The sequence below is a fragment of the Micromonospora echinospora genome, from assembly GCF_014203425.1.
Classification (GTDB): domain Bacteria; phylum Actinomycetota; class Actinomycetes; order Mycobacteriales; family Micromonosporaceae; genus Micromonospora; species Micromonospora echinospora_A.
The window spans coordinates 3,981,415-4,007,496 of sequence record NZ_JACHJC010000001.1 but is presented as its reverse complement, the minus strand read 5'-3'; the positions used below and the strand labels follow the sequence as shown (position 1 = coordinate 4,007,496).

Genomic DNA, 26,082 nt, shown 5'->3' with positions numbered 1-26,082 from the left:
TGCGGTGCTCGGGGAGGTGGGGCCGGTTCGCCGGCCCCACCTCCGGTCGGGTCAGCTGCCGGCGGCCAGCAGCTGGTTGACCTTGTCCTCGGCGGTCTTGAGCAGCGCGTCGATGTTCGCGTTCGGGTTGGTCAGCACCCCGGACATCGCCGCGTCGAGCACCGCGTAGACGGCCTGCGCGTTGCGCGGCTCCCCCTTGATCGGCACCGGGTTGGCCTCGAAGACCGCGAAGTTGGTGGTGTCCACGTTGGCGTTTGCCTTGCGCAGGTCCAGCTCCTGCTTCTGCGCGTCGCTGCCGTTCGTGAACAGCAGTGGCTGGGGCAGGCCGACCGGATAGTTCTGCGGCTTGGCGCGCACGTAGTCGAACTGGCCCTTACCAGGCGTCAGCTTCTGGTACGCGAGCCACTTCAGTCCGGCCTTGACCTGCTCCGGGCTCAGGCCCTCCTTGAAGAAGTAGCCCTCGCCGCCGCCCAGCGTGGCTTTGGCCTGCCCGTCCTGGCCGGGCAGCGGGCCCATCGCCCAGTCCTGGTATTTGCCCTGGAACTGGCTGACGATCGCCTGGGTCGCGTCCGGCGCGCCGATGAACATGCCGACCTTGCCGGCGCCGGCGTTGGTGAGCAGGTCACCCCACTGGAGCAGCTGCCGGCTGCCCATGCTGTTGTCGCCGTACCGCATGTCCTTGAGGTTCTGCAGGACCTGCTTGCCCATCGCGTTGTTGAAGTCGGCCTTCTTGCCGTCGGCGCTGAGCACCTGGCCGCCCTGGGAGTAGAGCAGCGAGGTGAAGTGCCAGCCGCCGGTGTTGCCGGCGCTGTACTCGGAGTACCCGGCGATGCCGTCGCCGAGCGCGGCGATCTTCTTGGCCGCGGCCCGCACCTCCGGCCAGGTCTTCGGCGGGTTGTCGACGTCGAGCCCGGCCCGCTGGAACAGCGCCTTGTTGTAGATCAGGCCCATCGAGTAGTTCTTCACCGGTACGGCGTACAGCTTGCCGCCGTCGGTGAAGACCTCCTTGAGCGCCGGGTCGACGCTGTCCCAGGTGGGGATGGTGTCCTTCGTGGCGTACTGGCCGATGTCCATCGCCTGGCCGGAGTCCAGCACCTGCTGCACGTCGGTCATGTATCCGTAGAAGACGTCGGTGACGGTGCCGCCGGCGAGGCGGGCGGTGAAGTCCGGCGGGTTGTTGCACTGCTCGCCGACGCTGACGCTCTTGACGACGATGTCCGGGTTCTGCCGCTGGAACTCGGCGACGTCGTCGTTCCAGTTCTTCAGCAGCTCCTTCTGCGCGCCGACCGGCTGGCAGTCGACGGTGATGGTGACCTTGCCGCCGGCGTCGCTGCTGTCGTCACTCTTGGTGGAGCACGCCGCAAGGCTGAGCCCGAGGCCGGTCGCGAGCGCGAGCGCCGCGACCTTCCGATACTGCGGTACGGACATCTGTCCATCCCTTCGGGAACGGGTGTATCCATGGCCTTCACTGATGTGCGGTGACCGCGCGGCTGCCTCTGGTGGTGCAACGGCAGCCGGCACGCGCCCTGCCTCCGGAAACCGCGGCCCGGGTCAGGTGTGAGTGGAGTCACTGTAGCGACGCGAACGAATCGCAGCAAGATGCGGACGCTTGCATGCAAGAAATGAACTCGACGACGGAAAGCCCGGAGGCGGCCAGCTGCCACCGTGGGAGCGCGGCCATACGGCCTCAGCCCTGGTGCACGGCCTCCCGACGCCGCAGTCGCCGTCGGGAAACCGTCGATCTTGGGGTTGTGGCACCTCAGATACCGGGATTAGGGCCACATTCCGGGCGCCACAACTCCAAGATCGACGGATGCGGCGTTTGTGTGGCTCCACGAGGGACGGGACACCGGAGAGGTCGAGGGCCGCCGGCGCCGGGGCGGCAGTGCCGGGCACCGCCCGACGGGGCGTAGCCGGCCGAGGTGGGTGAGTGAGTAGGCCCGGGGGTCAGCGGCGGAGGGCGGGGGCGGTGGAGCCGCGTACCACCAGCTCGGGCTCGAACAGCAGCTCGTCGTGCAGCACCCCGGCGCCCTCGATCTGGGTGACCAGCAGGTCCACAGCGGCCTGTCCCATGGTCTCGATCGGCTGCCGCACAGTGGTCAGCGGCGGGTCGGTGCAGGTCATGAACGCCGAATCGTCGAAGCCGACCACCGAGACGTCGGCCGGCACCGCGCAGCCCAGGCGCCGGGCGGCCCGGATGGTGCCCAGCGCGAGCACGTCGCTGGCGCAGACGATGCCGGTCACGCCGCGCTCGATCAGCTTCGTGGCGGCGACCCGCGCCCCCTCCATCGAGAAGCTCGACCGCTCCACCAGGGAGCGGTCGTCTCCCCAGCCGGCGGCCCGGACCATCGCGTCGAGCTTGCGGCGCGAGGGCACGTGGTCAGCCGGGCCGAGCACCAGGCCGATCCGGTCGTGGCCGAGCGAGCGCAGGTGCCCGTACGCCTGCTCGACGGCGACCGCGTCGTCGGTGGACACGCGCGGGAAGCCCAGTTCCTCGACGCCGGCGTTGACCAGCACCACCGGCAGGCCCCGGTCGGTGAGGCGCCGGTAGTGCTCGTGCGAGGCGTCGGCGAGCGCGTACGAGCCACCGGCGAAGATGACGCCGCTGACCTGGTGGTCGAGCAACATCTCCACGTACCCGGACTCCGGCACGCCGCCGATGGTGCGGGCGCACAGCGCCGGGGTGAAGCCGCGCTGGGCGAGGGATCCGGTGACCACCTCGGCCAGGGCCGGGAAGATCGGGTTCTGCAACTCCGGAAGCACCAGGCCGACCAGGCGGGCGCGTTCGCCGCGCAGCTTGCTCGGGCGCTCGTAGCCGAGCACGTCGAGGGCGGTCAGCACGGCGGTCCGGGTCGCCTCGGACACGCCGCCGCGGCCGTTCAGTACGCGGCTCACGGTGGCCTCGCTGACACCCGCCTTGCGGGCGACCTCGGTCAGGCGCTTCGTCACGGCGGCAATCGTACGTCGGATTCTTGCAAGAAATGAACAACCGGACGGGTCACTTCTTGCCCCGAAGGGCGGCAACCGGCCCGAAAGATGCGAGCAGATTGATGCTTGAAAGGGAACAGAGCGCCGGAATAACATGAGGACCCTTGTCGATGGCCTGCGCCGCCGAGGCCACCCGTCCCCCGAGAAAGTGGGTGCTCCGATGTCGCGGAGCGTGCCGAGGATCCTCGCGGCGGCGCTGGTCACCGCCGCCCTGCTCATCCCGCCCGGCGCCGCCGCGGCGGGCCCGCCGCGCGGACCGGCCCCGGTGGTGACACGCGCCGGGCTCGACCCCGCGCTGGTTGCCGGTCGCGGCGCCACAGTGGACTACGTCGAGCAGGAGGCCGAGCACGGCCGGACCACCGGCGTCGTGATCGGGCCGGACCGGTCGGCGTACGCACTCGCAGGTGAGGCGTCCGGCCGCCGGGCCGTGCGCCTGCTGCCCGGCCAGTACGTCGAGCTGACACTCCCGCGGCCGACGAACGCGCTCACCGTGCGGTACAGCATCCCGGACGCGCCGGGCGGCGGCGGGATCACCGCGCCGCTGCGGGTCTCCGTCGGCCGCTCGCCCGCCCGCACCGTGACGCTCACCTCGCAGTACGCCTGGCTCTACAACCAGTACCCGTTCACCAACGACCCCGGCGCCGACCTGCTGCACCCGGACTGGTGGATCACCGAGTGCTCCTGCGTCCCGGCGGCCACCACGCCCGCGCCGGTGATCACCAAGCCGTTCCGGCCGCACCACTTCTACGAGGAGCAGCGGCTGCTGCTCGGCCGTACCCACCGGGCCGGTGAGGTGGTCCGGTTGACCGCGCCGCGCGGCACGGCCGCCGCCTGGACGGTGATCGACCTGGTGGACGCGCATCTGGTCGCGCCGCCCCGGGCGGTCCCCCGCGCGGTGAACGCGCTGTCGTTCGGCGCCGACCCGACCGGCCGGCGGGAGTCCGCCGACGCGTTCGACCGGGCGATCGCGCACGCCCGACGGGTGGACCGCCCGCTCTACCTGCCGCCGGGTACCTACCAGGTCAACCGGCACATCGTCGTCGACGACGTGACGATCGCCGGGGCGGGCAGCTGGCACACGATCGTGCGGGGGCGTGAGGTCGCGCTGGACACGCCCGCGCCCGACGGCTCCCGGCACACGGGCGTCGGCTTCTACGGCCGCGACGCCGCCGACGGCGGCAGCAGCAACGTGCACCTGTCCGGTTTCGCGATCGAGGGCGACGTACGCGAGCGGATCGACACCGACCAGGTCAACGCCATCGGCGGGGCGCTCAGCCACAGCACCATCGACGGCCTCTACCTGCACCACACGAAGGTCGGCATGTGGTTCGACGGGCCGATGACCGGGCTGCGGGTCACGAACACCGTGATCGCGGACCAGGTCGCGGACGGGTTGAACTTCCACACCGGCGTCACCCACTCCTCGGTGACGAACTCGGTGGTCCGCAACAGCGGCGACGACGCGCTGGCGATGTGGTCGGAGGGGACGGCGAACGCGTCGAACACGTTCGCGTACAACACCGTGCAGTCACCGGTGCTCGCCAACGGCATCGCGCTGTACGGCGGCACGGACCTGACCGTCGCGCACAACCTGATCGCCGATCCGGTCCGCGAGGGCAGCGCGATCCAGGTGGGCGCCCGCTTCGGTGCGGAGCCGTTCGCCGGCCGGCTGCGGATCACCGGCAACACCACCGTGCGGGCCGGCACGTACGACCTGAACTGGAACATCGGCCTCGGCGCGATCTGGTTCTACGCGCTCGACCGCAGCATCGACGCGGACGTCCTGGTGAGCGGCGACGCGTACCTGGACAGCACCTACAACGCGATCATGCTGGTCAGCGACTGGCCGGTGAAGGACCGGGTCCGCATCGACAACGTCCGCTTCCGCGGCATCCGGGTCGACGGCGCCGGGACGTCGGTGGTCAGCGCGCGCGCGGCCGGCGGGGCGCGTTTCGCCGACGTCGACGCCCGCCACGTGGGCGCGGTCGGCGTGAACAACTGCGGGTCGTTCCACTTCACCCCGGCCGGGTCGGAGTTCACCCTGACCGACCTCGGCGGCAACGACGGCGGCTGGCTGGCCCCGTGGCTGCTGCCGAACACCATCACGTGCGACGACCGCCCGCCGGTGGTACCGCCGCCCCCGCCCTCGCACTGGTGACACACGACGCGACCCCCACCGGCCGGGCCGGTGGGGGTCGCGGTACGTGTGGCTCAGGCCTCGGTGAGCTGGCCGCGCAGCTTGGTCAGGGCGCGGGCGAGCAGCCGGGACACGTGCATCTGGGAGACGCCGACCCGAGCGGCGATCTCGCTCTGGGTCAGGTTGCCGTAGAAGCGCAGCGTGAGGATCTTCTGCTCGCGCTCGTCGAGCGTGGCCAGCGCCGGGCCCAGGGAGGCGCGCAGGTCGGCCAGCTCGTACTCGTTGTCCTCGGCGCCGAGGGTGTCGCCCAGCTCGGTGGCGCTGTCGCCGTCGCCGATCGGGGTGGACAGCGACACCGCGTTGTAGGCGCGGGCGCCTTCCAGACCTTCGAGCACCTCTTCCTCGGTGACGTCGAGGTGGGCGGCGATGTCGGCGACGGTCGGGGCCCGGTTGAGCGTCTGGGTCAGCGTGCTGTTCGCCTCGGAGATGCGCAGCCGCAGCTCCTGGAGGCGGCGCGGAACCCGGATGTTCCAGGTGCGGTCGCGGAAGTGCCGCTTGATCTCACCGAGGATGGTCGGGATGGCGAACCCGGCGAAGTCGACGCCGCGCGAGGCGTCGAACCGGTCCACCGCCTTGATCAGGCCCAGCGCCGCGGTCTGCGCCAGGTCACCGGCCGGCTCGCCGCGCCCGCTGTAGCGGGCGGCCAGGTGGTTCGCCAGCGGCAGCCACGCCTCGATGACCTGGTTGCGCAGGGCGGCCCGCTGCGGGTGGCCGGCGGGCAGCGCGGCGAGCGCCGCGATCAGCTCGCTGGCACGGGACTCCTCACCGGTCTGCGGCGCGCGCTGCACCTCGGTCGCGGTCGGTGCCATGGTCATCGTGGTCATGCTGCCCTTCCTGTCCTCGGAGAACGGGTGGCCTCCCACACCGGTCGTGCCAGCCACACTAGACCAAAGGCCATGGCCAAATCAACCGAACGGACGATGGAGTTTTACCCTCATATCCGGACATAGGGGCGAGCAACGGCGATCAGCGTGGCATCAACGGCCGATAGTCGGCAGCGGTGAGCGGCAACACCGAGAGGCTTCCGTCCGCGCGCGGCACCTCGAGCGGCTGCCCGCCCCGGCGGAACGCGACGCTGTACACGTCCGGCCGCTGCGTGAGGCTGCACACGATCTGCCCGAAGGCCAGCACCTCGTCGTTGCGGCCGGTCTCCTCCCCGGCCTGGCGCACGTCGACTGTCGCCACGGTGCCGGCCAGTGTGGCCCCGGCCACCGCCACCGTGCCCGGCAGCGCCGTGGCCAGCCCCTGACGACGCTCGCCGGGACCCGGCCCGGCAAGCAGGTGCTGCAGGTGCGTGTCCACCCCCGGCAGGCCGTCCACCCGGCGGTTCACCACGACCAGTCCGTCGTCCCGGACGAAGCAGAACGGCTCGTCCACCCGCCCGTCCCCGTCGACGGTCGAGGACACCGCCGGCGTCGGGAACGCCCCGGGCGGCGTCTGCACGAGCCGGGGCTCGTCGTCCACCGGCACCCCGCAGCCGACGAGCAGCGCCACGGCGAGCAGGCCGGGCAGGAGCCGCCGCCGGCTCACCGGAGCGCTCCGGGCAACTCGACCCGGAAACGGGCGCCGGGCCCGCGGTCCAGCACCCGCGCCGACCCGCCGTGCGCGTCGGCGTGCTGCGCCACCAGGGCGAGGCCGAGACCGGTGCCATCGGTGCCGGCCCGATCGTGCGCCGCCCGGCCCCGCACGAACCGGTCGAAGATGATCTCCCGGTCGCCCGGCGGCACGCCCGGTCCGTCGTCGTCGACCTCCAGCACGCCCACGCCGTCGCGCCCGCCCAGGCGTACGGCGACCGGACCGCCGCCGTAGCGCTCGGCGTTCTCCACCAGGTTCAGCAGCGTCTGTGCGAACCGGCGCCGGTCGACCCACCACTCGCGCGGGACGCCGTCGGCCACCTCCACCAGGCTCACCGGCAGCGACCGCTCCCGGCAGGTGGCCCGGGCCAGCTCGACCACGTCGACGGTCTCGCGGTGCGCGGGCTGCTCGGTGCGGGCCAGCTGGATCAGGTCGTCGACCAGCCGCTGGAACCGGGTCACCTCGTCGGCCACCAGGCCGGCGGCGGTCGCGGTGCGCTCGTCCTGGTGCTCGCGGCGGCGGTGCAGCACGCTCGCCGCCGCGGCCAGCGTCTGCAACGGCGAGCGCAGCTCGTGGCTCACGTCGGCGGCGAAGCGGCGGTCCCGGTCGATGCGCTGCACCAGCTTGTCGACCATCTCGTTGAACGAGCTGGACAGGCGGGTGAGATCCGGATCGGTGGTCGGGTCGAGCCGGGTGGCGAAGTCGCCTCCCGCGATGCGTTCCGCCGCGTCGGCGACCGCTGTGAGTGGCCGCAGGCTGTGCCGGGTGGCATACCAGCCGAGCGCCGCGCCGGCCCCGGCGACCATGATCGCCACGGCGATCAGCGCCAGCCCCACCACCTGGACGGTCTCCTCCACCTCCCGCAGCGAGGTCAGCTCGTAGTAGCCGAGCGCGCCGGGCAGCGGCACGCCGACCAGCAGCGCGGGCTGACCGTCGAGCCGGATCCGCTGCACCGCGGGCTTGCCCTCGGCGACCATGCGCTGCAACTCCATCGGCACCGAGCTGGCACCCACGTCGGCGGTGCGGGCGTACCAGCCGTCGGGCAGGTGCAGCAGCGGCCGGCGGGCGCTGCCGGTGTCGAGCGAGCGCAGCACCGCCACCACGTCCGGGGTGCCGGTGTCCAGCCCGGAGCGGACCACCGCCGCGTCGTAGTAGGCGGCCCGCACCGCGGTGCGCTCCCGCTCGTCGAGCAGCGAGCGCCGGGTCAGGTCGTACGAGAAGAGGGCCATCAGCGCGGACAGCAGCAGCGCGCCGACGGCGAACGCCGCGGTGACGCGGGCGCGCAGTCCGGGACGGGTCATCGCTGCAGCTTGTAGCCGAGGCCGCGGAGGGTGACCAGGTGGCGGGGGTTCGCCGGGTCCGACTCGATCTTCTGCCGCAGCCGGCCGACGTGCACGTCGACGAGCCGCTCGTCGCCGGTCTCGTAGCCCCAGACCCGGCTGAGCAGCTGCTGGCGGGACAGCACCCGGCCGGCGTGCTCGGCCAGCTCGCAGAGCAGCCGGAACTCGGTCCGGGTGACCGGCACCGGCCGTCCGGAACGGCGCACCTCGCCGGCCTCGGCGCTGATCTCCAGGTCGCCGAAGAACTGGGCGGGCGCGGGCCCGGACACGGTGCGTACCCGCCGGCGCAGCGCCCGCAGCCGGGCGGACAGCTCCTTGATCGCGACCGGCTTCACCACGTAGTCGTCGGCGCCGGCCTCCAGCGCGGCGACGATGTCGTGGGTGTCGTCGCGGGCGCTGATCACCACGACCGGCACGTCGTCGTCGCGGCGCAGTTGACGGATGCAGTCGAACCCGTTCATGCCGGGCAGCATCAGGTCGACGAGCACGTAGTCCGCCGGCTTCTCCCGCTGCCGTCGCAGCCCGTCCTCCGCGGTCGGGGCGCCGTACGCCTCGTAGCCCTCCTCCTCCAGGGCGAGCTGCAGCGCGAGCCGGATGCGGTCGTCGTCCTCGATCACCAGTACGGCCGTCATATGGGCATCATGACCGGCCGGTCACGGGTCGCCCAATCGCGTGGGCCGTTCGTGGTTTTTGTCATCGAACCGTCATACAACCGTCCGGCGACCTCCAAGATCGCTGCGCAGAGTGGGGATCGACACTGATCCCACCACGGAAGCGACCTGATGCCCGCAACCCTGCCGTCCCCGCCGGAGTCCGCCGTGCCGCACGTGCGGGTGGACATCACCGACGAGCTGGACCTCGCCGGGCTGCCCGAGGTCGCGCACGTGCTGGACCGCATCCTCGCGCTCCGTCCCCGCGAGCTGACGATCGACCTCGCCGAGTGCCGACAGGTGGACGCCGCCGCGGTGGCGCTGCTGCTGGACGTGCACCGGCGGCTGGCGCGGCAGGACGGCGTGCTCACGCTGAGCAACCCGCACCCGCGGATCCGGCGCATCCTGCAGACCTCCGGGCTGGGCGCCGTACCCGTCGTCGACACGCCCCGTCCGGCCGCGCGCGGCCGGGCCCGGGTCGCGTCCGCACCCCGCTGAGGAGGGGCCGTGACCGGAAGCACGCTTGTCGGAGCGCTCGTGGTGGGCCTCGCCGTCGGCGGCGTGGGCCGTCTCGTCGTGCCGGGACGCAAGGCCGTCCCGGTCTGGCTGACGCTGGCGCTCGGCGTGGCCGCCGCGCTCCTCGGCGCGATCGTGGTCGGCCTGGTGGACCGCCGTCCCGACACCTCGCCGCTGCTGTCCCTGATGACGCAGACCGCGTTCGCCGCCGTGGCGGTCGTGCTGGCCGTGGTGGCGGCGGGCCGCACGGAGACGGACGGGCAGGCGCCCGATCCGGGCGCCCGACGGAAGGAGGAGGTGTGACAGTCGTCCCCGCGGACCACCTGATGATGCTCATCTGCGACGGCTGCGGCGACAGCGTCACCGGCGCGGGCGCCACGCTGCCCGACGCCGAGGTGGTGTGGACGCTCGTGTTCGAGCACGACTGGGTCGGCTCGCCCTTCGCGTCCGGCCCGCACCACTGCCCCCGGTGCAGCGTCCGGGCCACGGTCGCCGAGGACGGCCTCGGCACGGAGGACCTGGAGCAGGTGGGCGGCAGCCCGGCCGTCGCCGACGTCGATCCCGCCGAGGCGGTACGCCGCGCGCTCGCGGAGCGCTCCGTACGCGGCGACCGCGAGCTGGTCGACCTGTCCGCGCTCGAGGTGATCGACTCGGCCGGTCTCGGCCTGCTGGTGCGCGCGCACCAGGACGCCCGGCGCGACGGTCGCCGGCTGTGCCTGCTGTCGCCGTCGCGCTTCGTGCTCACCGTGCTGCACACCATGCGGCTCGACGGCGTCTTCACAGTCGTCGACGGCCGCGTCCCGGCGCCGCGATCCGCGTCCGGCGCGCGGTCATGACCGAACAGAAGGAGCCCTCCCCGTGGTGATGCCCTGGCCGTACCCCGAGTTCCCGTACACCGGCCGCGGACCCGAGCCCGACGACGCGGACAGCCGGCTCGCCTCCCTCGTCGCCCAGCGGCTCAGCGCCGACTGGACCACCCGGCGGCAGCAGATCACCGTCACCGTGCAGAACCGCGTGGTGATCCTCGCCGGCCTGGTGGCCGACCCGGAGACCCGCCTGGTCGCCGCCGAGCTGGCCTGGGACGTGCCGGGTGTGTTCGACGTCTGCAACGCGCTGCGGCTCTACGGCGGGCGGCGCGGCGGCCGCTGAGCCGCCGGCGGTTGCACGCATCGGCATCCGCCTCTACGCTCGGCCGTGGGAGCGCTCCCCAGGTCGCCGCGTCGGACTTTCCGGGCAGGTTCACGACGGGCATCGTCCGATCACCATCCACCAGATGGGACCTTCCCGCATGTTCTCAATTCCCCGGCCGTCGCGGCGGCACCTGCTCGTCGGCGGCGCGGTCGGCGCGCTCGCCCTGGCGGCGACGGCCGTCCTGCCGTCGGCGAACGCGATGGCCGCGACCGGCTGTGCCGTCACCTACACCACCAACTCGTGGCCCGGCGGTTTCACCGCCACCGTCGCGGTGAAGAACCTCGGCGACCCGGTGAGCAACTGGACGCTGGGCTTCACCTTCCCCGACGGGGGCCAGCGCGTGGTGCAGGGCTGGTCGGCGACCTGGCAGCAGAGCGGCTCCTCGGTCACCGCGCGCAGCGTCGACTACAACGGCGCGCTCGGCACCGGCGCGAGCACCACGGTGGGCTTCAACGGCTCCTGGACCGGGTCGAACCCGAGCCCCACCTCGTTCACGCTCAACGGCACGGTCTGCACCGGCGGCACCGGCACGCCGCCGCCGAGCACCCCGCCGCCCAGCACGCCCCCGCCGCCGACCACTCCCCCGCCCACGACGCCGCCGCCGACCGGCACCACCCCGGTCGCGATCAACGGCCAGCTCCAGGTCTGCGGGGTCAACCTCTGCAACCAGTACGGACGGCCGATCCAGCTGCGCGGCATGAGCACCCACGGCCTGCAGTGGTTCGCCAACTGCTACACCGACACCTCGCTCAACGTGCTGGCCGACGAGTGGCAGTCGGACCTGCTGCGCATCTCGATGTACGTGCAGGAGCAGGGCTACGAGACCAACCCGGCCGCCTTCACCGCCCAGGTGAACACGCTCGTGGACAAGGCCGAGGCCCGCGGCATGTACGCGCTCATCGACTTCCACACCCTGACTCCCGGTGACCCGATGTACAACCTGGACCGGGCCAAGACGTTCTTCGCCAACGTGTCGGCGCGCAACGCGGCAAAGAAGAACGTGATCTACGAGATCACCAACGAGCCCAACGGGGTCAGCTGGTCGACCATCCGCAACTACGCCGAGCAGGTCATCCCGGTGATCCGGGCCAACGACCCGGACGCGGTGGTCATCGTCGGCACCCGCGGCTGGTCCTCGCTGGGCGTGTCCGACGGCAGCAACTCCGACGAGATCGTGAACAACCCGGTGCGGGCGCAGAACATCATGTACACGTTCCACTTCTACGCCGCCTCGCACCAGGACAACTACCGCAACGAGGTGCAGCGGGCCGCCTCCCGGCTGCCGCTGTTCGTCACCGAGTTCGGCACCGTCACCTACACCGGCGACGGCGCTGTCGACACCGCCAGCAGCAACGCCTGGCTCGACCTGCTCGACCGTCTGAAGATCAGCTACGCCAACTGGACGTTCTCCGACGCCCCCGAGGGCTCGGCCGCGCTGCGGCCGGGCACGTGCGCGTCCGGCTCGTTCAGCGGGACGTCGGTGCTGACGCAGTCCGGCGCGTACATGCGCGACCGCATCCGTACCCCCGACAACTTCCCGACCTCCTGACCGGGCGACCGGCGGCGATCCTTTCCCCTTCGGGTCGCCGCCGGTCAGCCCTCGATCAGCCCGGCCCGGCGCCACAGCAGCCGGCCCGGCCCGGCCACCAGGCCCAGCTCGGTCAGGTGGTCGGCGATCCGCTGGGCCGACCAGCGCAGCGTGGCCCGCCAGTACGGGTTGGCCCGCGCCGCGGCGTGACCGGCCGCCGGGTCGATCCCGACCGCCGCGTACGCCCGGGGGTGCACCAGCCGCCGCGTGATCGAGTACGCGGCCCGCCCGATCACCAGCCGTGCGTACGCGAGCGCGACCGGCCCGGACGCCTCCACCTGCCGGGCCAGCTCGTCGCGGGCGAAGCGCACGTGCCGGGCCTCCTCGACCACGTGGATGCGGGACACCATCCGGATCAGCGGCTGCAGCGACTCGTCGGCCATGATCTCGCGCTGGAACGCGTCGAGGATCTCCTCGGCGATGAGGATGGCCGCGTACATCTGCGGGCCGGTCGCCGTGGCCTTGAGCCAGCGCCCGAGCAGGTGGTCGACGGGCTCGGCGCGGTAGACGGGCGCGCCGGTGGCCTCGATGAGCCGGCCGAACATGATGGAGTGCCGGCACTCGTCGGCGACCTCGGTGAGCGCGTACTGGGCGTGCCGGCTGGTCGGATCCGCGTCGTAGTACTGCCGGATCAGCATCTGCATGAGGATCGTCTCGAACCAGATCCCGGCGCTGGCGGCGCTGGCGACCTCGTGCTTGGTCAGCTCGATCCGCTGCTCCTCGGTCATCGCGTCCCACAGGGGCGTGCCGTAGAGGCTGCTGCGCTCCGGCGGCAGCCAGTACGCGCCGGGCGCGGGCGGCGCCGACCAGTCGATGTCCACCATGGGGTCGTAGCTGGTGCGCACGGAGGCGGTGAGGAGGCGATCGGCGACCGCCTCGCGCGGGAATCCGGCCGTCGTCCGCTCCATGGCCCCTCCATGTTGACGTAACTTCCAGTAACTGTTACGAGTGGTAGCATGCGACGCACCACCACCGATGTCAATGGCCCCGACGCTCCCCGCGAGCCGTCCCCGCCCCGCTCCGGTGGGCGGCGCGACCGCTGGGCGGACCACCGCGAGCAGCGCCGGCAGGAACTCATCGCCGCCGCCGTCCAGGCGCTGCTGCGGCACGGCCCGAGCGTCGACATGGACCAGGTCGCGGCCACCGCCGGGGTCAGCAAACCGGTGCTCTACCGCTACTTCGCCGACAAGGCGCAGCTCTGGCTGGCGGTCAGCGAGATGGTCGCCGAGCGCGTGGTGGCCGCGGTCGCGCCCGCCGTGGAGCAGGTCCGCGAGGAGCGGGCGCTGGTCGAGGCGACCATCGACGCGTACCTGAGCGTGGTGGAGTTCGAGCCCTCGCTCTACCGGTTCCTGGTGCACGAGTCCGGCCACCCCGGCATCCAGCAGGTGGTCACCGGCACCAGCCGGCAGGTCGCCACCGGACTGGCCCGGGTCATCGGCGACCGGCTGCGCGCGCTCGGCCTCGACGCCGGACCGGCCGAGCCGTGGGCGTACGGGCTGGTCGGGTTCGTGCAGGCGGTCGGCGACTGGTGGACCACGCACGGGCAGCCGATCCACCGGTCCGCGCTCACCGAGTACCTGACCACGCTGCTGTGGAGCGGCATCGAGGGGGTACGGCGCGGCGCGGACCTGCCGCCGGAGCTGACCCGCGCGCACGAGCGGATCGACAGGTGACCTGGCAGGGCACGGCCGAGGTGGCCGGCACGGCGGTGCGGCTGCACGCCGGCGGCCGGTGGGAGCCGGTCGACGGGCGCTACCACTGGGCCGGGCGCGTCGAGCCGGAGCCACGCCTGGTGCGGCTGCTGCGCTCCGGCCGCCGAGACGTGGAGGTCCGCATCGGCGAGCGGGTCACCCGGGCCCGGCTGACCGAGGTGGACCCGTGGGGCGGGGTACGCATCACCGGCGTCGGTGCGCCGCCCTGGCCGCCGGAGGAGGAGTGACACGTACCGTGAGGGGATGACGCCGACCGCCACTGTCCTGCTGGTCTTCGGGCGCGGCGTGGTGGCCGGCGACGACGGCTACCGGCTCACCGCCGAGAGCGTCGCGCGCACCGAGGCCGCTGTGGCGTACGTCCGGGCGCACGCCGAGGAGTTCCGCCGCACGCCCGGAGCCCGGGTGGTGTTCACCGGCGGCTGGCCGCACGGCCCGGGCGGCGCGCCCGGCCCGCCGCCCGGATTCCGCGAGGGCGAGCTGATGCGGGCGCTGGCCCGCGACGCCGGCCTCGACGCGTACGCCCGGTCGGCGGCCGAGACCCGGTCCCGCACCACGCTGCAGAACCTGGCGCACACGATGCAGGACGGGCTGCTCGGCGCGGCCGAGTTCACCGCGCGGCGCCCGCTCGGGCTGGTCACGCACCCGTGGCACCTGCCCCGCGTCCGGCTGCTCGCCGCGCGCGTGCTCGGCCTGTCCGGCCCGGCGCTGGCCGACGTGCCGGTGACCGCGCCCGACCCGGTGCCGGCCCGGCGCGAGCGTGCTGTCCGGGCGCTCAGCCGGCTCGGCTATCTCGGCGTGCGTACCCCGGAGGCGTCGCTGCGCCGCGAACGCGCGCTGGCCCGCGCGGCCGACCGGATCGGACGCCTCACTCCCGGCCGGTGATTCGCCGCCGCCCGCCGGGGGTACGACGCTCCCCGATCGACCCGGCGGAGCGTGCCGGCGGGCGAGGAGACCGGGGAGGTTCCGTGATCGTGCTCGTGCCGGTGTACCGACCGGGTGACCGGCTTCCGCCGCTGGTCACCGACCTGCGGGCCGCGCTGCCCGGGGCGCGGGTGCTGGTCGTGGACGACGGCAGCGGCCCGGCCGCCGCCGGGGTGCTCGGCGCGGCCCGCGACCGGGGCGCGGAGGTGCTGCGCCGCCGGGTCAACCGGGGCAAGGGCGTGGTGCTGCGCACCGGCTTCCGGTACGCCACCGCGAAGCACCCGGGACACGACGTGGTCTGTGTGGACGCCGACGGGCAGCATCGCGTGGAGGACGTGGTTCGCGTGGCCGAGCGGATGCGCGCCACCGGAGCGACGACGCTCGGCGTCCGCCGCTTCGACGGCGAGGTGCCGGCGCGCAGCCGGTTCGGCAACGCCGCGACCCGGGTCGCGTTCCGGCTGGCGACCGGGCGCGACGTGCGGGACACCCAGACCGGCCTGCGGGCGTACCCGGCCGGGTTGCTGGACTGGCTGGTCACGATCCCCGGTGACCGCTTCGAGTACGAGATGGACGTGCTGCTGCGCGCGGTGGGCGCCGGGCTGCCGATCGAGCAGGTGGACATCGCCACCCGCTACCACGCGGGCAACGCGGGTTCGCACTTCTCCGCGCTCGCCGACTCGGTGCGGATCTACCGCCCGCTGGTCGGTTTCGCCGCGGCCCGGCTGGCCGGCCGTGCCCACCCCGGGCGGGTCCCGGACGCCGGCGTCACGACGTCGCGTCCCGCAGCTGCGACTCGAACTCCCTGAGCTGCTCGCGCGGCGACGGCCCGGTGATCAGGATGTCCGCCACCGGGCTCAGCCCTGCCGCGCCCGCTGCGATCGGCGTGGACGCGGCCGGGTGGCGGCATCACCCGGACCGGTGATGCCGCCACGACGGCGGCGCGCCGGTCAGGCGGCCGTGCAGGGGCTTCCGTTGAGCGTGAACGAGCCGGGTCTACCGGCGTTGCCGGTGTGGGTGGCCTGGAAGCCGATGTCCACCGAGCCGCCCGGTCCGATCACCGGGTTGTAGGAGACGTTGCGGGCGGTCACCGCGCCGCTGGACGGGCTGTACGTGGCGTTCCAGCCGCCGGTGATCGTCTGGCCGCTCGGCAGCGTGAACGCGAGGCTCCAGCCGTTGATCGCCGTGGTGGACGTGTTGGTGATCGTCACCGAGGCGGTGAGGCCGTTGTTCCAGGCGTTCACCACGTACCCGACCCGGCAGGCCCCCGACGGCGGCGGCGTCGTGGGCGGCGGCGCCGTGGTGGGCGGCGGCGTGGTCGGCGGGGGCGTCGTGGGCGGGGGCGTGGTGGGCACGGCCGTGGTGGGCGGCGGGCTGGTCGGCGGCGCGGTGTCCAGGCCGAAGAAGCGGATGGCCTGGGCCGCGTCCACCGGCAGGTTGTGCGTGACGCCCTGCATGCTGATCGCCTCGACGGTCGCGGTGCCGCCGGTGCCGCCGTAGCGGGTGCGCGTGTAGCCGGACTGCGGGCTGTCCGTGTACGCGGGCGTCTGGCTCAGCCCGTTCACGTTCGTCCACTGGTCGATCTGCTCGCCGAAGTTCGGGTAGCGGAGCGTCTCGTCGTCGGTTCCGTGCCAGATCTGCATGCGCGGACGCGCGCCGGTGTAGCCCGGGTAGGCGTTGCGGACCAGGTCGCCCCACTGCTGGGGGGTCTTCAGCACCTGGCCGTTGGCGCACTCGCTGTTCCACTCCGAGCCGTTCGTGGTGGCGAAGCAGCCGAACGGCACCCCGGCGAAGGCCGCCCCGGCGCGGAACACGTCCGGGTAGTCCCCGAGCAGCACGTTCGTCATCATCGCGCCGGACGAGGTGCCGGTGGTGAAGATCCGCTGCGAGTCGACCGGGTAGCGCTGCCGCACGTAGTCCACCATGGACTTGATGCCCACCGGGTCGCTGCCGCCGTCGCGGCGCAGCGCCTGCGGCGACGAGACGTCGAAGCACTTGCTGCTGCGCGTGACCGACGGGTAGACCACGATGTAGCCGTACCGGTCGGCGAGCGCCGCGAACTGGGTGCCCGAGTACATGGCCGGGCCGCTGCCGGTGCAGTAGTGGTTCACCACCAGCAGCCCGGGGCGGGCCGCGACGGTGTCCGGGACGTACAGGTACATGCGCAGGTTGCTCGGGTTCGTGCCGAAGTTCGTCACCTCGGTCAGCGACGCCGCCGACGCGGGGCCGGGCACGGCGAGCGCCGCCGCGACGGCGAGCCCGGCCGCGGCCAGCGCCGCGCCGAGCAGCCGGAGTCTGCTCCTTCTGGACAGCATGCGGTTCTCCTCGGGTGGTGGGAACGCCGCGCGCCGCGGCGTTCTCGCCGGCGAGGCGCCCACGAAGGGCGGCCCGGACCCTCGGAGACGAGATAGACGGTCGCTGATCGTTGCGACCCGATCGCAGTCTAGGCCCGGCCGGGCGGACCGACAACCGCCGCGGCCACCCGGCGGGCCCGCCCCGGATGGGTGAGCACGTCCACGTTGTCGACGTACTGGTCCACCGCGCCGACCGGCGGCCGGCCGCGCAACTGCGGATCGGTGGTCGCGGCGCGCAGCGCCTCGACGAACCGGCCCGCGTCGAGCACCAGGAACGGCCGGTCGTGGAAGGGCCGGGCGGCCGGGTCCACCGGCGGAGCCAGAGCGGCGTCGTTGGTCCACCCGGCCACCGTCTCCAGCGCCCGCACCAGGCCCGGCTCGCGGGCCGCCCAGTCGCCCGGACCGAGCGCGGCGGCGAGCCCGTCCACCACCGGCGCCGCGCCCGGCAGCGTCGCGAACACCGTGCCGAGCCACTTCGCGTACGGGGGCCAGCGGCGGCGCAGCAGCAGCCCGAGGCGCATCAGATCCCGGGCCAGCCCGGCCGCCACCACCCGGCTGCCCAGCTCGTCGCCGACCTCGGCGCACCGGCCCGCAAGGTGCTCGGCCTGCGCGACCCGCTGCCACCCGGACGCCAGCACGTGCCGCCACACGTCGTCCGGATACCAGGCCAGCGCGGCACGGGCGGCGGTGAGCGCCCCGTCGAGCCCGTCGTGGAACACCGCTCCCCCGGTCAGCTCCGCCAGCCGCTGCGTCGGCGCCGCCAGCCAGTCCGCCACCGCCATGCCGGCCCGCGGGTCGGCGCCAAGCCGGTCACGCCACCACGCGCCCAGCTCGTCCACTGTCACGCCGTGCCGGTCACCGTCGGCGTGGACGGTGCCGAGCCGTGCCGCCGGGCCACCGGCGTACCGGGTCGGCCAGCCGAGGAAGCGCGCCGGCAACTCCGCGTCCAGCGCCGCCCGTACCGGCGCCACGTCGTGGGCGCTCCCCACGAAGACCTGGGTACGCGGCCCCCAGTCGTGGTCGGTGGAGCGGGGCGTGTCGAGGCCGAGCAGCTCGGAGCCGCCGTCGAGCAGGCCGGCGGCGTAGCGCAGGCCGGGCAGCCGCCGGGCCAGCAGCGGACCCACCACCTCGTCGTGGAACTGGCGGGCCAGGGTCAGGCCGGGTACGAAACTCACCCCGCCAGTCTGCGCACCGGACGCCCCGCGCGCGTCCGGGTTTCCGGTCCGGCGGCCGCCTCCCCCATCTCGTCACAGGGCTGTGGAAGGCTTGCCGCCGTGGCACACCGACAGCCGATCCTCCTGATCGACTCCCCCAGCCTCTACTTCCGCGCCTACTTCGGCATTCCCGAGTCGGCGGCGAAGACCGGCGACGGCCAGCCGGTAAACGCCGTGCGCGGTTTCCTCGACATGCTCGCCCAGCTGGTGCGCACCCGCCGGCCCGACCGGATGATCTGCGCGATGGACCACGACTGGCGGCCGGCGTGGCGGGTGGAGCTGCTGCCGTCCTACAAGGCGCACCGGGTCGCGCCCGAGGGTGGCGAGGTCGTGCCGGACACGCTGTCCCCGCAGGTGCCGATGATCCTGGAGGTCCTCGACGCGCTCGGCATCCCCGCCGTGGGTGCCACCGGCTACGAGGCCGACGACGTGCTCGGCACGCTCTCGGTGACCCAGCCCGGCCCGGTCGAGGTGGTCTCCGGCGACCGCGACCTGTTCCAGCTCGTCGACGACGCGCGCCCGGTGCGGCTGCTCTACGTCGGGCGGGGCGTGGCCAAGCTGGACGACTGCGACGACGCGGCGGTGCGGGCCCGCTACGGCGTGCCCGCCGACCGGTACGCCGACTTCGCGGCGCTGCGCGGCGATCCCAGCGACGGGTTGCCCGGCGTGACCGGGGTGGGCGAGAAGACCGCCGCCCGGCTGATCGACCGCTACGGCGGGCTCGACGGCATCCTGGCCGCGCTCGACGATCCCCGCTCCGGCTTCGCCCCCGGGCTGCGCGCCAAGCTCGACGCCGCCCGCGACTACCTGGCGGTGGCGCCGAAGGTGGTCCGGGTCGCCACCGACGTGCCGCTGCCCGAGCTGGACCCGGCGCTGCCGACGTCCCCCGCCGACCCGGACCGGCTGCTGGAGCTGGCGCAGCGCTGGAACCTGGCCGGCTCGTGCCGCCGCCTGGTCGACGCGCTGGCCACGTCCCGCGACTGACGGCCACCCGTCGCCCGGCCGTCTGGTCCCCACCGGTTGGCCGACGTCGCCGCGTCCGAGGCCCGTCGACCCCCCACTCCCCGAGCTGGTGTCGATCAGCCGGGTGCCCGGGTGACCGAAAGTGGTCAGTTGATCACGGGCGGCGGTCGGTGTTGCGGCGGGACGGGAACTGGGCACCGGGCTGCGCCAGCGTCGACCGGGCACGCAGGCCGACCGGGTCCGGCGCGGGCTCGGCGGCGACTGTCTGCGGCGCCTCACCGAGCCGCGAGCTGACGTACGCGGCCCCGGCCCGGTCGTCGTCCGACGGCGCGGCGAGCAGCGCGTAGACGAGCCCCACCACGCCGAAGATCACGGCCAGCACGATCGGCACCAGCAGTCCGCTCACCTCGGTGCCGGACGCCGGGCCGCGGCTCTCGTGCAGGTGCACCGACAGCGCGCTCATGCCGGTGAAGTGCATGCCGTTGACCGCGACGCCCATGACCAGCGCCGACGCGCCGATGGCGAGCGCCCGCCGGACGGTCGTCGCCAGCCAGAGCGCCACCGTGGCCGCCACGACCGCGATGACCACCGACAGCGTCACCCGCAGCGGGTCGTAGCCGAGCGAGCCGTCCAGGCGCATCGCGGCCATGCCGGTGTAGTGCATGGCGGCCACGCCGCCGCCGGTGAAGAACCCGCCGGCCAGCAGCCGGGGCACGGTGAGCCGGCCGGTGCCCACGATCGCCAGCCCGATGCCGACCGCCGCCACCGCGATCGCGGTGCTGGCCGCCGTCAGCGGCACGTCGTAGCGGATGCGGGTGCCGGCGACGGCGAACCCGAGCATCGCCATGAAGTGCATCGCCCAGATGGCGGTGCCGCCCAGCGCCCACGCGGCGAGCAGGCCCCACCAGACGCGCTGGCCGCCGCTCGTGGCGGTCCGGATCCGTCCGGCGCACACCAGCCCGAGCGCCGAGCCGAGCACTGACAACGCGTAGCTGAGCGCGGGTGTGATCCACCCGTACTCAAAGTGATTGATCTCGCCCACGACGCCCTTTCCTCACATCGGCCGAGCGCGAAGCACGGCGCCCCGGGCAATGATCGGGCAGCCACTGACCTGCGGTTACATCGGCCCCCCGAATGTTCGCCGGGTGTTGCCGCAGTGACGCAGCGATGCGTCGATTCCCGTCTACGAATGACCGGAAGTGCCCATCAGGCTGAGGCGTGGTAGGCCAGCACGCCCCGGTTGACTGCCGCGATGGCCTGCCGCGCGGTGCCGCGCAGCTCGGCGGAGGCGCCGCCGGAATCGGCGACCTGGCCGAGCAGGTCGACCACCTGGCGCGCCCACCTGACGAAGTCGCCGGCCGGCATCTCCCCGTCGATCTGGTGCCCGCTGGCGAGCACCTTGGCCAGCGCCTCGCCGCGCGCCCACCGGTAGATCGGCCAGGCGAACCCGAGATCCGGCTCGCGGGTCACCGCCAGGCCGCGCGCGGCCTCGTCGGCCTCGATGTCGCCCCACAGCTTGAGCGTCTCGTCGACCGCGTCGGCGACCCCGCCGCGCGGCAACGACGCCCGCTCGTCGACGTCGCGCCGGGCCTCGAAGACCACCACCGACACGGCGGCGGCCAGCTCCGCCGGGGACAGGCCGTCCCACACCCGGCGGCGCAGGCACTCGGCCACCAGCAGGTCGGCCTCGGTCCAGATCCGGGCCAGCGTCCGGCCGGCGTCGGTGACCTCGCCGTCGGCGGCCAGGTAGCCGCGCGCGGTCAGCAACGCCACGATCCGGTCGAAGGTACGGGCCAGCGAGCCGGTCCGCCCGGACACCCGCTCGCGCAGCTCCTCGGTGTCGCGTTCCAGCCGCCGCCGCCGCTCCGCCCAGCGGGCGTGCTCCTCCCGGTCCGGGCAGGCGTGGCAGGGATGCGCGCGCAGCTCGACCCGGAGCTGGCTGAGCCGGTGGTCCTCCCCCGCCGCCTGGCGGGACCGGCCGCCCCGCCGGCCGCCGTGCCGGTCCAGTCCGGTGCCGCTGACCGCTGCGGCCAGGTCCCGGCGGGCCGCGGGCGAGCGGTGGTTGAAGTGCTTCGGCACCCGGATGCGGGTCAGCACCTCCGCCGGGGTGGTGAAGTCACCCGGGGTGACCCGCCCGGCCCAGCGGTCCTGGGTGAGCACCAGCGGCCGGGGCTCGCCGAACCCGCCGGTGGCCGGGTCCAGCACCACTGCCAGGCCGGCCCGCCGCCCGGACGGCACCCGGATCACGTCGCCCACCCGCAGCCGCTCCAGCGAGGCGACAGCCGCCGCCTTGCGCTGGGTCTGCCCCTGCCGGGCGATGGCCCGTTCCCGGTCGGCGATAGCCACCCGCAGCGCGAAGTACTCGTCGAAGTCGCCGTGGTGGCAGGCGGCCTCCGCGCCGTACGCCTCGATGGTCTCGGTGTTGCGCTGCACCTGCCGGGCCAGGCCGACCACCGACCGGTCCGCCTGGAACTGTGCGAACGAGGACTCCAGCAGTTCCCGGGCCGGCGCCGCGCCGACGCTGCCGACCAGGTTGACGGCCATGTTGTACGACGGCCGGAAGCTGGAACGCAGCGGGTAGGTGCGGGTGGAGGCGAGCCCGGCGACGTGCCGGGGGTCGGTCTCCGGCGACCAGACCACGACCGCGTGGCCCTCGACGTCGATGCCCCGGCGGCCGGCCCGGCCGGTGAGCTGGGTGTACTCGCCCGGGGTGAGGTCGACGTGGGCCTCGCCGTTGAACTTGACCAGGCGTTCCAGCACCACGCACCGGGCCGGCATGTTGATGCCCAGCGCGAGCGTCTCGGTGGCGAAGACGGCCTTGACCAGCCCGCGGACGAACAGCTCCTCGACGACCTCCTTGAACGCCGGGAGCATGCCGGCGTGGTGCGCGGCCAGCCCGCGCTCCAGCCCGTCGAGCCACTCCCAGTAGCCCAGCACGGACAGGTCCTCGCCGGGGATGGCGGTGACCCGGGACTCGACCACCCGGCGGATCTCGGCGCGTTCCTCCGGTGAGGTCAGCCGCAGCCCGGCGGCGAGGCACTGCTGCACGGCGGCGTCGCAGCCGGCCCGGCTGAAGATGAACAGGATCGCCGGCAGCAGCCCTTCCCGGTCGAGCCGGTCGACGATGTCCGGGCGCATCGGGCCACGCCAGCGCGGGCCGCGCCGCCCGCCGCCGGGGCCGGCGCTGCGGCCCTCGCCCAGCTCCAGCCGGCGCATCGTGTCCCGGGTGTAGCGCAGCAGCTCCGGGTGCACGTCGTGCTTGCGGGCGGCGTCGGCGTCGTGGAACAGGTCGAACATCCGCTTGCCGACGAGCATGTGCTGCCACAGCGGCACCGGGCGGTGCTCGGAGACCACCACGGCGGTCTCGCCGCGTACGGTGACCAGCCAGTCGGCGAACTCCTCCGCGTTGGAGACGGTGGCCGACAGCGAGACGAGGGTGACCGACTCCGGCAGGTGGATGATCACCTCTTCCCAGACCCCGCCGCGGAACCGGTCGGCCAGGTAGTGGACCTCGTCCATCACCACGTACGCCAGGCCTTCGAGGGTGGCCGAGCTGGCGTAGAGCATGTTGCGCAGCACCTCGGTGGTCATCACCACCACCGGCGCGTCGCCGTTGATCGCGTTGTCACCGGTGAGCAGGCCGACCTGCTCGGCGCCGTAGCGGTCCACCAGGTCGTGGTACTTCTGGTTGGACAGCGCCTTGATCGGCGTGGTGTAGAAGCACTTGCGCCGGGCCGCCGGCGCGTCGCCGCCGGGCCGGCCGCGCAGCGCCAGGTGCACCGCGAACTCCCCCACCACGGTCTTGCCGGCGCCGGTGGGCGCGCAGACCAGCACGCCGCTGCCCCGCTCCAGCGCCTCGCACGCCTCGCGCTGGAAGTCGTCGAGATCGAACCCGAGATCCAGGGAGAATTCGTCCAGGGCCGGGAAGGCGGAGGCCTGCGCGGCCCGGCGGCGCGCCGCGGCGTACCGCTCGGCGGGGCTCGACATGGATCCAAGATTAATCGGTACGGCCGACGAGTACCGGTCAAGGCCGTCCGGCAGGACGGTCGGAGCGGGTCGGTAGGGTGCACGACGTGCCGGACCGTACCGAACTGCCCCATGCCGCCAGCGGCGCCGACGACGTCGTGGGCCCGCGCCCGTCCCGCCGGCCCGTGGAGGCGGTGCTCTTCGACTTCCACGGCACCCTCGCCCAGGTCGAGGAGCCGCTGGCCTGGGTGCTCGCAGCCGCGGACGCCTGCGGGGTCGAGCTGGACCGGATCCGGGCCACGTCGCTCGCCGACCGGCTGCTCACCGCCGGGCGCGCGGGCGGCCCGCTGCCGGCCCGGGTACCGCCCCGGCTGGCCGAGTTGTGGGCCGACCGCGATCTCTACCCGCACGCCCACCGGGGCGCCTACACCGGGCTGGCCGAGACCGTGGACACCGGCATCGACGGGTTCGCCGACGCGCTCTACGAGCGGGTGCTGGTGCCCGCGGGCTGGGTGCCGTACCCGGACACCGCGCCGGTGCTCGGCGCGCTGCGGACCGCCGGGGTGAAGGTGGCGGTGGTCAGCAACATCGGTTTCGACCTGCGGCCGCTGTTCGCCGCCTGGGATCTCGACGCGCTGGTCGACGCGTACGCGCTGTCGTACGAGGTGGGACGCTGCAAGCCGGACCCGGGCATCTTCCTGCGGGCCTGCGGGATGCTCGGCGTCGACCCGGAGCGCACCCTGATGGTGGGCGACACCCCGGCCGACGCGGGCGCGGTCGCGGCCGGGTGCGGGGTGCTGGTGCTGCCGTGCGCCGACGCCGGCCGCCCGAACGGGCTCGGCGCGGTGCTCGACCTGGCCGGGGCCGGCTGAGCGCTCACCCCGGGCCAGGTGGGGTGAGCGGCGGAAACTCGTCCGGGAGCACCGGCTAACGTCAGGGGCATGACCGGTGCCCACCCCTTGCCGCCGCGTGTGCCGGGCCGGCTCGGCGGGGTCGCGCTGGTGCTCGGCGGGGCGCTGTCGGTGCAGTTCGGCTCCGCGCTGGCGGCGCTGCTGTTCCCGCGTACCGGGGTGGCCGGGGCGGTGACGCTACGGCTGACCATCGGCGCGCTGCTGATGCTCGTGGTGTGCCGCCCCCGGGTGCGCGGGTACGGGCGCCGCGACTGGGCCGCCGTTGTCGCGTTCGGGCTGGCCCTGGCCGGCATGAACTCGATCTTCTACCAGGCGATCGAGCGGATCCCGCTCGGTCCGGCCGTGACGCTGGAGGTGCTCGGCCCGCTGGCGCTGTCCGTGTTCGGCGCGCGCCGGGCGGCGGCCTGGTTCTGGGCCGCGCTGGCGCTGGGCGGGGTGGCCCTGCTCGGGCAGGGCGGGTTCGACCGGCTCGACCCGGTCGGCGCGGCGCTGGCGCTGACGGCGGGGGCCATGTGGGCCGCGTACATCGTCTGCTCGGCGCGGATCGGCGCGCGGTTCCCCGGCGCCGACGGGCTGGCCCTCGCGCTGACCTTCGCCGCCCTCCTCACGCTGCCGTTCGGGCTGGCCGACTCGGGCGGGCGGCTCGCCGACCCGGCGGTGCTGGGGCTCGGGACCGCGCTGGCGCTGCTCGCCTCGGTGCTGCCGTACAGCCTGGAGCTGGCGGCGCTGCGGCGGCTGCCCACCGCGACGTTCGCGGTCATGATGAGCCTCGGCCCGGCGATCGCCGCGGTGGCCGGCTGGCTGGTGCTCGGCCAGGCGCTGCACCCGGTCGAGGTGCTCGCGATCGTGCTGGTGGTCGCCGCGAGCGCCGGCGCGGTCCGCGCCGCCGCCTCCCCCACCGGACCCGCTCCGTCCGCCGCGCCGCCAGCGGCCGTCCCGGTGCCGCCGGACGCCGCAGTGCCACCCTCGGGCATGGACCCGGCGGTCGCGCCGGACCCGCCGGTCAGCGCAGCAGCCGCAGCGCCGCCGGCGCGGCCGTGACGGTCACCGGCAGGTCGAACGCGCGCTCCCCGTCGGCGTACGTGGTGATGCCGTCGGTGTCCAGCTCCACGGTCCGTGCCCGGTACGCGCGCACCAGCGGATGCGTGACGTGCGTGCCCCGGTAGATCTGCGGCTTGACCCGCATCAGCGTGCGCCTGTCGAACCGGCCGCCGACCACCACGTCCAGCAGGCCGTCGTGCGGGTCGGCTTCCGGGCAGATCCGCATGCCACCGCCGTAGCTGGCCACGTTGCCGACCGCGATCAGCACCGCGTCCACCTCCTGCGGCACCCCGTCCAGTGACAGGCGGTAGCGGCGTGGCCGCAGCTTGGCCAGCTCGACCACGATCGCCAGGTCGTACCGGCGGGGACCGCGCGGCCAGCGCATCCGGTTGGCCCGCTCGTTGACGATGGCGTCGAACCCGGCGGCGAGCACGGCGCCGTACCAGCGGTCGGGGACGCCGGGCCGGGACAGCCGGGCCAGGTCGACCGGGCGGGTCCGGCCGGTGGCGAGCGCCTCGGCGATCACCTCGACCGCTGCTGCCGGGTCGGCCGGGAATCCGGTCTCCACCGCGAAGTCGTTGCCGGTGCCCGCCGGGACCGGCCCGAGCGGCACGACCGTGCCGGCGACCGCCTGCAACGCGCGGTGCACGGTGCCGTCGCCACCCACAGTGACCAGCGCCCCGGCGCCGTCCGCCACCGCGGCGTGGCACGCCGCCTCCGCCTCGGCAGGGGTACGCGCGCGCAGCAGCTCGACCGGCCGGCCGGCGGCACCCAGGCGCTCCAGGATGCGGGGCAGCAGCCCTCGGTGCCGTCCCCGGCCGGCGCTCGGGTTGGCGAGCACGGCGACGGGACCGGGCGGGACATGATCGTGCGCGGTCACGGCGAGCACCGTACGGCACGGGTCGCGCGGGCCACCAGAGCGTCGCCACGGCCGGCGTACGCCGACGGCGCCCGGCAC

25 protein-coding genes are annotated in these 26,082 nt (G+C 73.9%); 13 read left to right on the top strand and 12 right to left on the bottom strand.

Annotated features, from left to right (window positions below; all coding sequences use genetic code 11):
- Nucleotides 1-51 precede the first annotated feature (51 nt).
- Together FHU28_RS18590 and FHU28_RS18585 are read right to left on the bottom strand one after the other, a co-directional pair.
- Complete coding sequence (locus FHU28_RS18590; RefSeq protein WP_184685819.1) at nucleotides 52-1,428, bottom strand: ABC transporter substrate-binding protein; 1,377 nt, start codon at nucleotides 1,426-1,428, stop codon at nucleotides 52-54.
- A gap of 519 nt (nucleotides 1,429-1,947) precedes the next feature.
- Entirely contained in the window at nucleotides 1,948-2,949 is a 1,002-nt protein-coding gene (locus FHU28_RS18585; protein WP_184685818.1) for a LacI family DNA-binding transcriptional regulator, read from the bottom strand.
- A 199-nt stretch (nucleotides 2,950-3,148) separates the two neighbouring features.
- Between FHU28_RS18585 and FHU28_RS18580 the strand changes: the two genes are divergently transcribed.
- The gene (locus tag FHU28_RS18580; protein WP_184685817.1) at nucleotides 3,149-5,146 is read left to right on the top strand and encodes a glycosyl hydrolase family 28-related protein; all 1,998 of its coding nucleotides are present in this window, start codon (nucleotides 3,149-3,151) and stop codon (nucleotides 5,144-5,146) included.
- Nucleotides 5,147-5,199: 53 nt separating this feature from the next.
- Here FHU28_RS18580 and FHU28_RS18575 read toward each other — a convergent pair whose 3' ends face one another.
- The 4 genes from FHU28_RS18575 to FHU28_RS18560 form a co-directional block, all read right to left on the bottom strand.
- Nucleotides 5,200-6,009, bottom strand: a complete 810-nt coding sequence (locus FHU28_RS18575; RefSeq protein ID WP_184685816.1) for a SigB/SigF/SigG family RNA polymerase sigma factor — start codon at nucleotides 6,007-6,009, stop codon at nucleotides 5,200-5,202.
- A 142-nt stretch (nucleotides 6,010-6,151) separates the two neighbouring features.
- Nucleotides 6,152-6,715, bottom strand: a complete 564-nt coding sequence (locus FHU28_RS18570; protein WP_311773614.1) for a GerMN domain-containing protein — start codon at nucleotides 6,713-6,715, stop codon at nucleotides 6,152-6,154.
- Nucleotides 6,712-8,061: a HAMP domain-containing sensor histidine kinase gene (locus tag FHU28_RS18565; protein WP_184685815.1), complete on the bottom strand. Its 1,350-nt coding sequence runs from the start codon at nucleotides 8,059-8,061 to the stop codon at nucleotides 6,712-6,714. Before FHU28_RS18565 ends, FHU28_RS18570 begins: the two co-directional genes overlap by 4 nt.
- Complete coding sequence (locus tag FHU28_RS18560; RefSeq protein WP_073829641.1) at nucleotides 8,058-8,732, bottom strand: response regulator transcription factor; 675 nt, start codon at nucleotides 8,730-8,732, stop codon at nucleotides 8,058-8,060. The genes FHU28_RS18565 and FHU28_RS18560 overlap by 4 nt, the downstream gene beginning before the upstream one ends.
- A gap of 150 nt (nucleotides 8,733-8,882) precedes the next feature.
- On the opposite strand from FHU28_RS18560, the gene FHU28_RS18555 reads away from it, so the two are divergent.
- The 5 genes from FHU28_RS18555 (at nucleotide 8,883) to FHU28_RS18535 (ending at nucleotide 12,006) form a co-directional block, all read left to right on the top strand.
- Nucleotides 8,883-9,248 (top strand): STAS domain-containing protein, encoded by a 366-nt coding sequence (locus FHU28_RS18555; protein WP_184685814.1) that lies wholly within the window; start codon nucleotides 8,883-8,885, stop codon nucleotides 9,246-9,248.
- A 9-nt stretch (nucleotides 9,249-9,257) separates the two neighbouring features.
- Nucleotides 9,258-9,569 carry a hypothetical protein gene (locus FHU28_RS18550; protein ID WP_073829643.1) on the top strand — a complete coding sequence of 104 codons (312 nt, stop codon included), beginning with the start codon at nucleotides 9,258-9,260 and terminating at the stop codon, nucleotides 9,567-9,569.
- Nucleotides 9,566-10,102 (top strand): STAS domain-containing protein, encoded by a 537-nt coding sequence (locus FHU28_RS18545; protein ID WP_184685813.1) that lies wholly within the window; start codon nucleotides 9,566-9,568, stop codon nucleotides 10,100-10,102. The genes FHU28_RS18550 and FHU28_RS18545 overlap by 4 nt, the downstream gene beginning before the upstream one ends.
- 22 nt (nucleotides 10,103-10,124) lie before the next feature.
- Nucleotides 10,125-10,415, top strand: coding sequence for a BON domain-containing protein (locus FHU28_RS18540; protein ID WP_073829645.1), 291 nt, complete (start codon nucleotides 10,125-10,127; stop codon nucleotides 10,413-10,415).
- A 139-nt stretch (nucleotides 10,416-10,554) separates the two neighbouring features.
- Nucleotides 10,555-12,006: a cellulase family glycosylhydrolase gene (locus tag FHU28_RS18535; RefSeq protein WP_184689689.1), complete on the top strand. Its 1,452-nt coding sequence runs from the start codon at nucleotides 10,555-10,557 to the stop codon at nucleotides 12,004-12,006.
- A 44-nt stretch (nucleotides 12,007-12,050) separates the two neighbouring features.
- Here FHU28_RS18535 and FHU28_RS18530 read toward each other — a convergent pair whose 3' ends face one another.
- Nucleotides 12,051-12,953: an AurF N-oxygenase family protein gene (locus FHU28_RS18530; RefSeq protein ID WP_184685812.1), complete on the bottom strand. Its 903-nt coding sequence runs from the start codon at nucleotides 12,951-12,953 to the stop codon at nucleotides 12,051-12,053.
- Between the two features lie 48 nt (nucleotides 12,954-13,001).
- On the opposite strand from FHU28_RS18530, the gene FHU28_RS18525 reads away from it, so the two are divergent.
- From FHU28_RS18525 to FHU28_RS18510, 4 genes are all read left to right on the top strand, one after another.
- Nucleotides 13,002-13,718, top strand: coding sequence for a TetR family transcriptional regulator (locus FHU28_RS18525; RefSeq protein WP_184685811.1), 717 nt, complete (start codon nucleotides 13,002-13,004; stop codon nucleotides 13,716-13,718).
- Nucleotides 13,715-13,984, top strand: coding sequence for a DUF4873 domain-containing protein (locus FHU28_RS18520; protein ID WP_116510751.1), 270 nt, complete (start codon nucleotides 13,715-13,717; stop codon nucleotides 13,982-13,984). The genes FHU28_RS18525 and FHU28_RS18520 overlap by 4 nt, the downstream gene beginning before the upstream one ends.
- Before the next feature lie 16 nt (nucleotides 13,985-14,000).
- Nucleotides 14,001-14,639 (top strand): YdcF family protein, encoded by a 639-nt coding sequence (locus tag FHU28_RS18515; protein ID WP_184685810.1) that lies wholly within the window; start codon nucleotides 14,001-14,003, stop codon nucleotides 14,637-14,639.
- A gap of 83 nt (nucleotides 14,640-14,722) precedes the next feature.
- Entirely contained in the window at nucleotides 14,723-15,484 is a 762-nt protein-coding gene (locus tag FHU28_RS18510) for a glycosyltransferase family 2 protein (protein ID WP_184685809.1), read from the top strand.
- Nucleotides 15,485-15,625: 141 nt separating this feature from the next.
- Here FHU28_RS18510 and FHU28_RS18505 read toward each other — a convergent pair whose 3' ends face one another.
- Together FHU28_RS18505 and FHU28_RS18500 are read right to left on the bottom strand one after the other, a co-directional pair.
- Nucleotides 15,626-16,990 (bottom strand): extracellular catalytic domain type 1 short-chain-length polyhydroxyalkanoate depolymerase, encoded by a 1,365-nt coding sequence (locus tag FHU28_RS18505; protein WP_184685808.1) that lies wholly within the window; start codon nucleotides 16,988-16,990, stop codon nucleotides 15,626-15,628.
- A gap of 128 nt (nucleotides 16,991-17,118) precedes the next feature.
- Nucleotides 17,119-18,204 (bottom strand): DUF4037 domain-containing protein, encoded by a 1,086-nt coding sequence (locus tag FHU28_RS18500; protein ID WP_184685807.1) that lies wholly within the window; start codon nucleotides 18,202-18,204, stop codon nucleotides 17,119-17,121.
- A 99-nt stretch (nucleotides 18,205-18,303) separates the two neighbouring features.
- Between FHU28_RS18500 and FHU28_RS18495 the strand changes: the two genes are divergently transcribed.
- A complete protein-coding gene (locus tag FHU28_RS18495; protein ID WP_184685806.1) occupies nucleotides 18,304-19,227 on the top strand; it encodes a 5'-3' exonuclease in 924 nt (307 codons plus the stop codon).
- 133 nt (nucleotides 19,228-19,360) lie between these two features.
- On the opposite strand, the gene FHU28_RS18490 is transcribed toward FHU28_RS18495, so the two are convergent.
- Nucleotides 19,361-20,248: an MHYT domain-containing protein gene (locus FHU28_RS18490; protein ID WP_184685805.1), complete on the bottom strand. Its 888-nt coding sequence runs from the start codon at nucleotides 20,246-20,248 to the stop codon at nucleotides 19,361-19,363.
- Nucleotides 20,249-20,412: 164 nt separating this feature from the next.
- A complete protein-coding gene (locus tag FHU28_RS18485; RefSeq protein WP_184685804.1) occupies nucleotides 20,413-23,193 on the bottom strand; it encodes a DEAD/DEAH box helicase in 2,781 nt (926 codons plus the stop codon).
- Nucleotides 23,194-23,279: 86 nt separating this feature from the next.
- Between FHU28_RS18485 and FHU28_RS18480 the strand changes: the two genes are divergently transcribed.
- Both FHU28_RS18480 and FHU28_RS18475 read left to right on the top strand, forming a co-directional pair.
- A complete protein-coding gene (locus FHU28_RS18480) occupies nucleotides 23,280-24,044 on the top strand; it encodes an HAD family hydrolase (RefSeq protein ID WP_376700817.1) in 765 nt (254 codons plus the stop codon).
- Between the two features lie 69 nt (nucleotides 24,045-24,113).
- On the top strand, nucleotides 24,114-25,124 hold the full coding sequence (locus tag FHU28_RS18475) for an EamA family transporter (protein WP_184685803.1): 1,011 nt from the start codon (nucleotides 24,114-24,116) through the stop codon (nucleotides 25,122-25,124).
- Here the strand turns inward: FHU28_RS18475 and FHU28_RS18470 are convergent.
- Nucleotides 25,087-26,013, bottom strand: coding sequence for a diacylglycerol kinase family protein (locus FHU28_RS18470; RefSeq protein ID WP_184685802.1), 927 nt, complete (start codon nucleotides 26,011-26,013; stop codon nucleotides 25,087-25,089). The genes FHU28_RS18475 and FHU28_RS18470 overlap by 38 nt on opposite strands.
- Nucleotides 26,014-26,082: the final 69 nt, after the last annotated feature.

Excerpts from the sequence above, each read along its gene's own strand:
- FHU28_RS18485 (WP_184685804.1), bottom strand. The coding sequence starts at position 23,193 with ATGTCGAGCCCCGCCGAGCGGTACGCCGCGGCGCGCCGCCGGGCCGCG.
- FHU28_RS18560 (WP_073829641.1), bottom strand. The coding sequence starts at position 8,732 with ATGACGGCCGTACTGGTGATCGAGGACGACGACCGCATCCGGCTCGCG.
- FHU28_RS18535 (WP_184689689.1), top strand. The coding sequence starts at position 10,555 with ATGTTCTCAATTCCCCGGCCGTCGCGGCGGCACCTGCTCGTCGGCGGC.
- FHU28_RS18555 (WP_184685814.1), top strand. The coding sequence starts at position 8,883 with ATGCCCGCAACCCTGCCGTCCCCGCCGGAGTCCGCCGTGCCGCACGTG.
- FHU28_RS18575 (WP_184685816.1), bottom strand. The coding sequence starts at position 6,009 with ATGACCACGATGACCATGGCACCGACCGCGACCGAGGTGCAGCGCGCG.
- FHU28_RS18515 (WP_184685810.1), top strand. The coding sequence starts at position 14,001 with ATGACGCCGACCGCCACTGTCCTGCTGGTCTTCGGGCGCGGCGTGGTG.
- FHU28_RS18525 (WP_184685811.1), top strand. The coding sequence starts at position 13,002 with ATGCGACGCACCACCACCGATGTCAATGGCCCCGACGCTCCCCGCGAG.
- FHU28_RS18530 (WP_184685812.1), bottom strand. The coding sequence starts at position 12,953 with ATGGAGCGGACGACGGCCGGATTCCCGCGCGAGGCGGTCGCCGATCGC.
- FHU28_RS18590 (WP_184685819.1), bottom strand. The coding sequence starts at position 1,428 with ATGTCCGTACCGCAGTATCGGAAGGTCGCGGCGCTCGCGCTCGCGACC.
- FHU28_RS18565 (WP_184685815.1), bottom strand. The coding sequence starts at position 8,061 with ATGACCCGTCCCGGACTGCGCGCCCGCGTCACCGCGGCGTTCGCCGTC.
- FHU28_RS18505 (WP_184685808.1), bottom strand. The coding sequence starts at position 16,990 with ATGCTGTCCAGAAGGAGCAGACTCCGGCTGCTCGGCGCGGCGCTGGCC.
- FHU28_RS18475 (WP_184685803.1), top strand. The coding sequence starts at position 24,114 with ATGACCGGTGCCCACCCCTTGCCGCCGCGTGTGCCGGGCCGGCTCGGC.
- FHU28_RS18580 (WP_184685817.1), top strand. The coding sequence starts at position 3,149 with ATGTCGCGGAGCGTGCCGAGGATCCTCGCGGCGGCGCTGGTCACCGCC.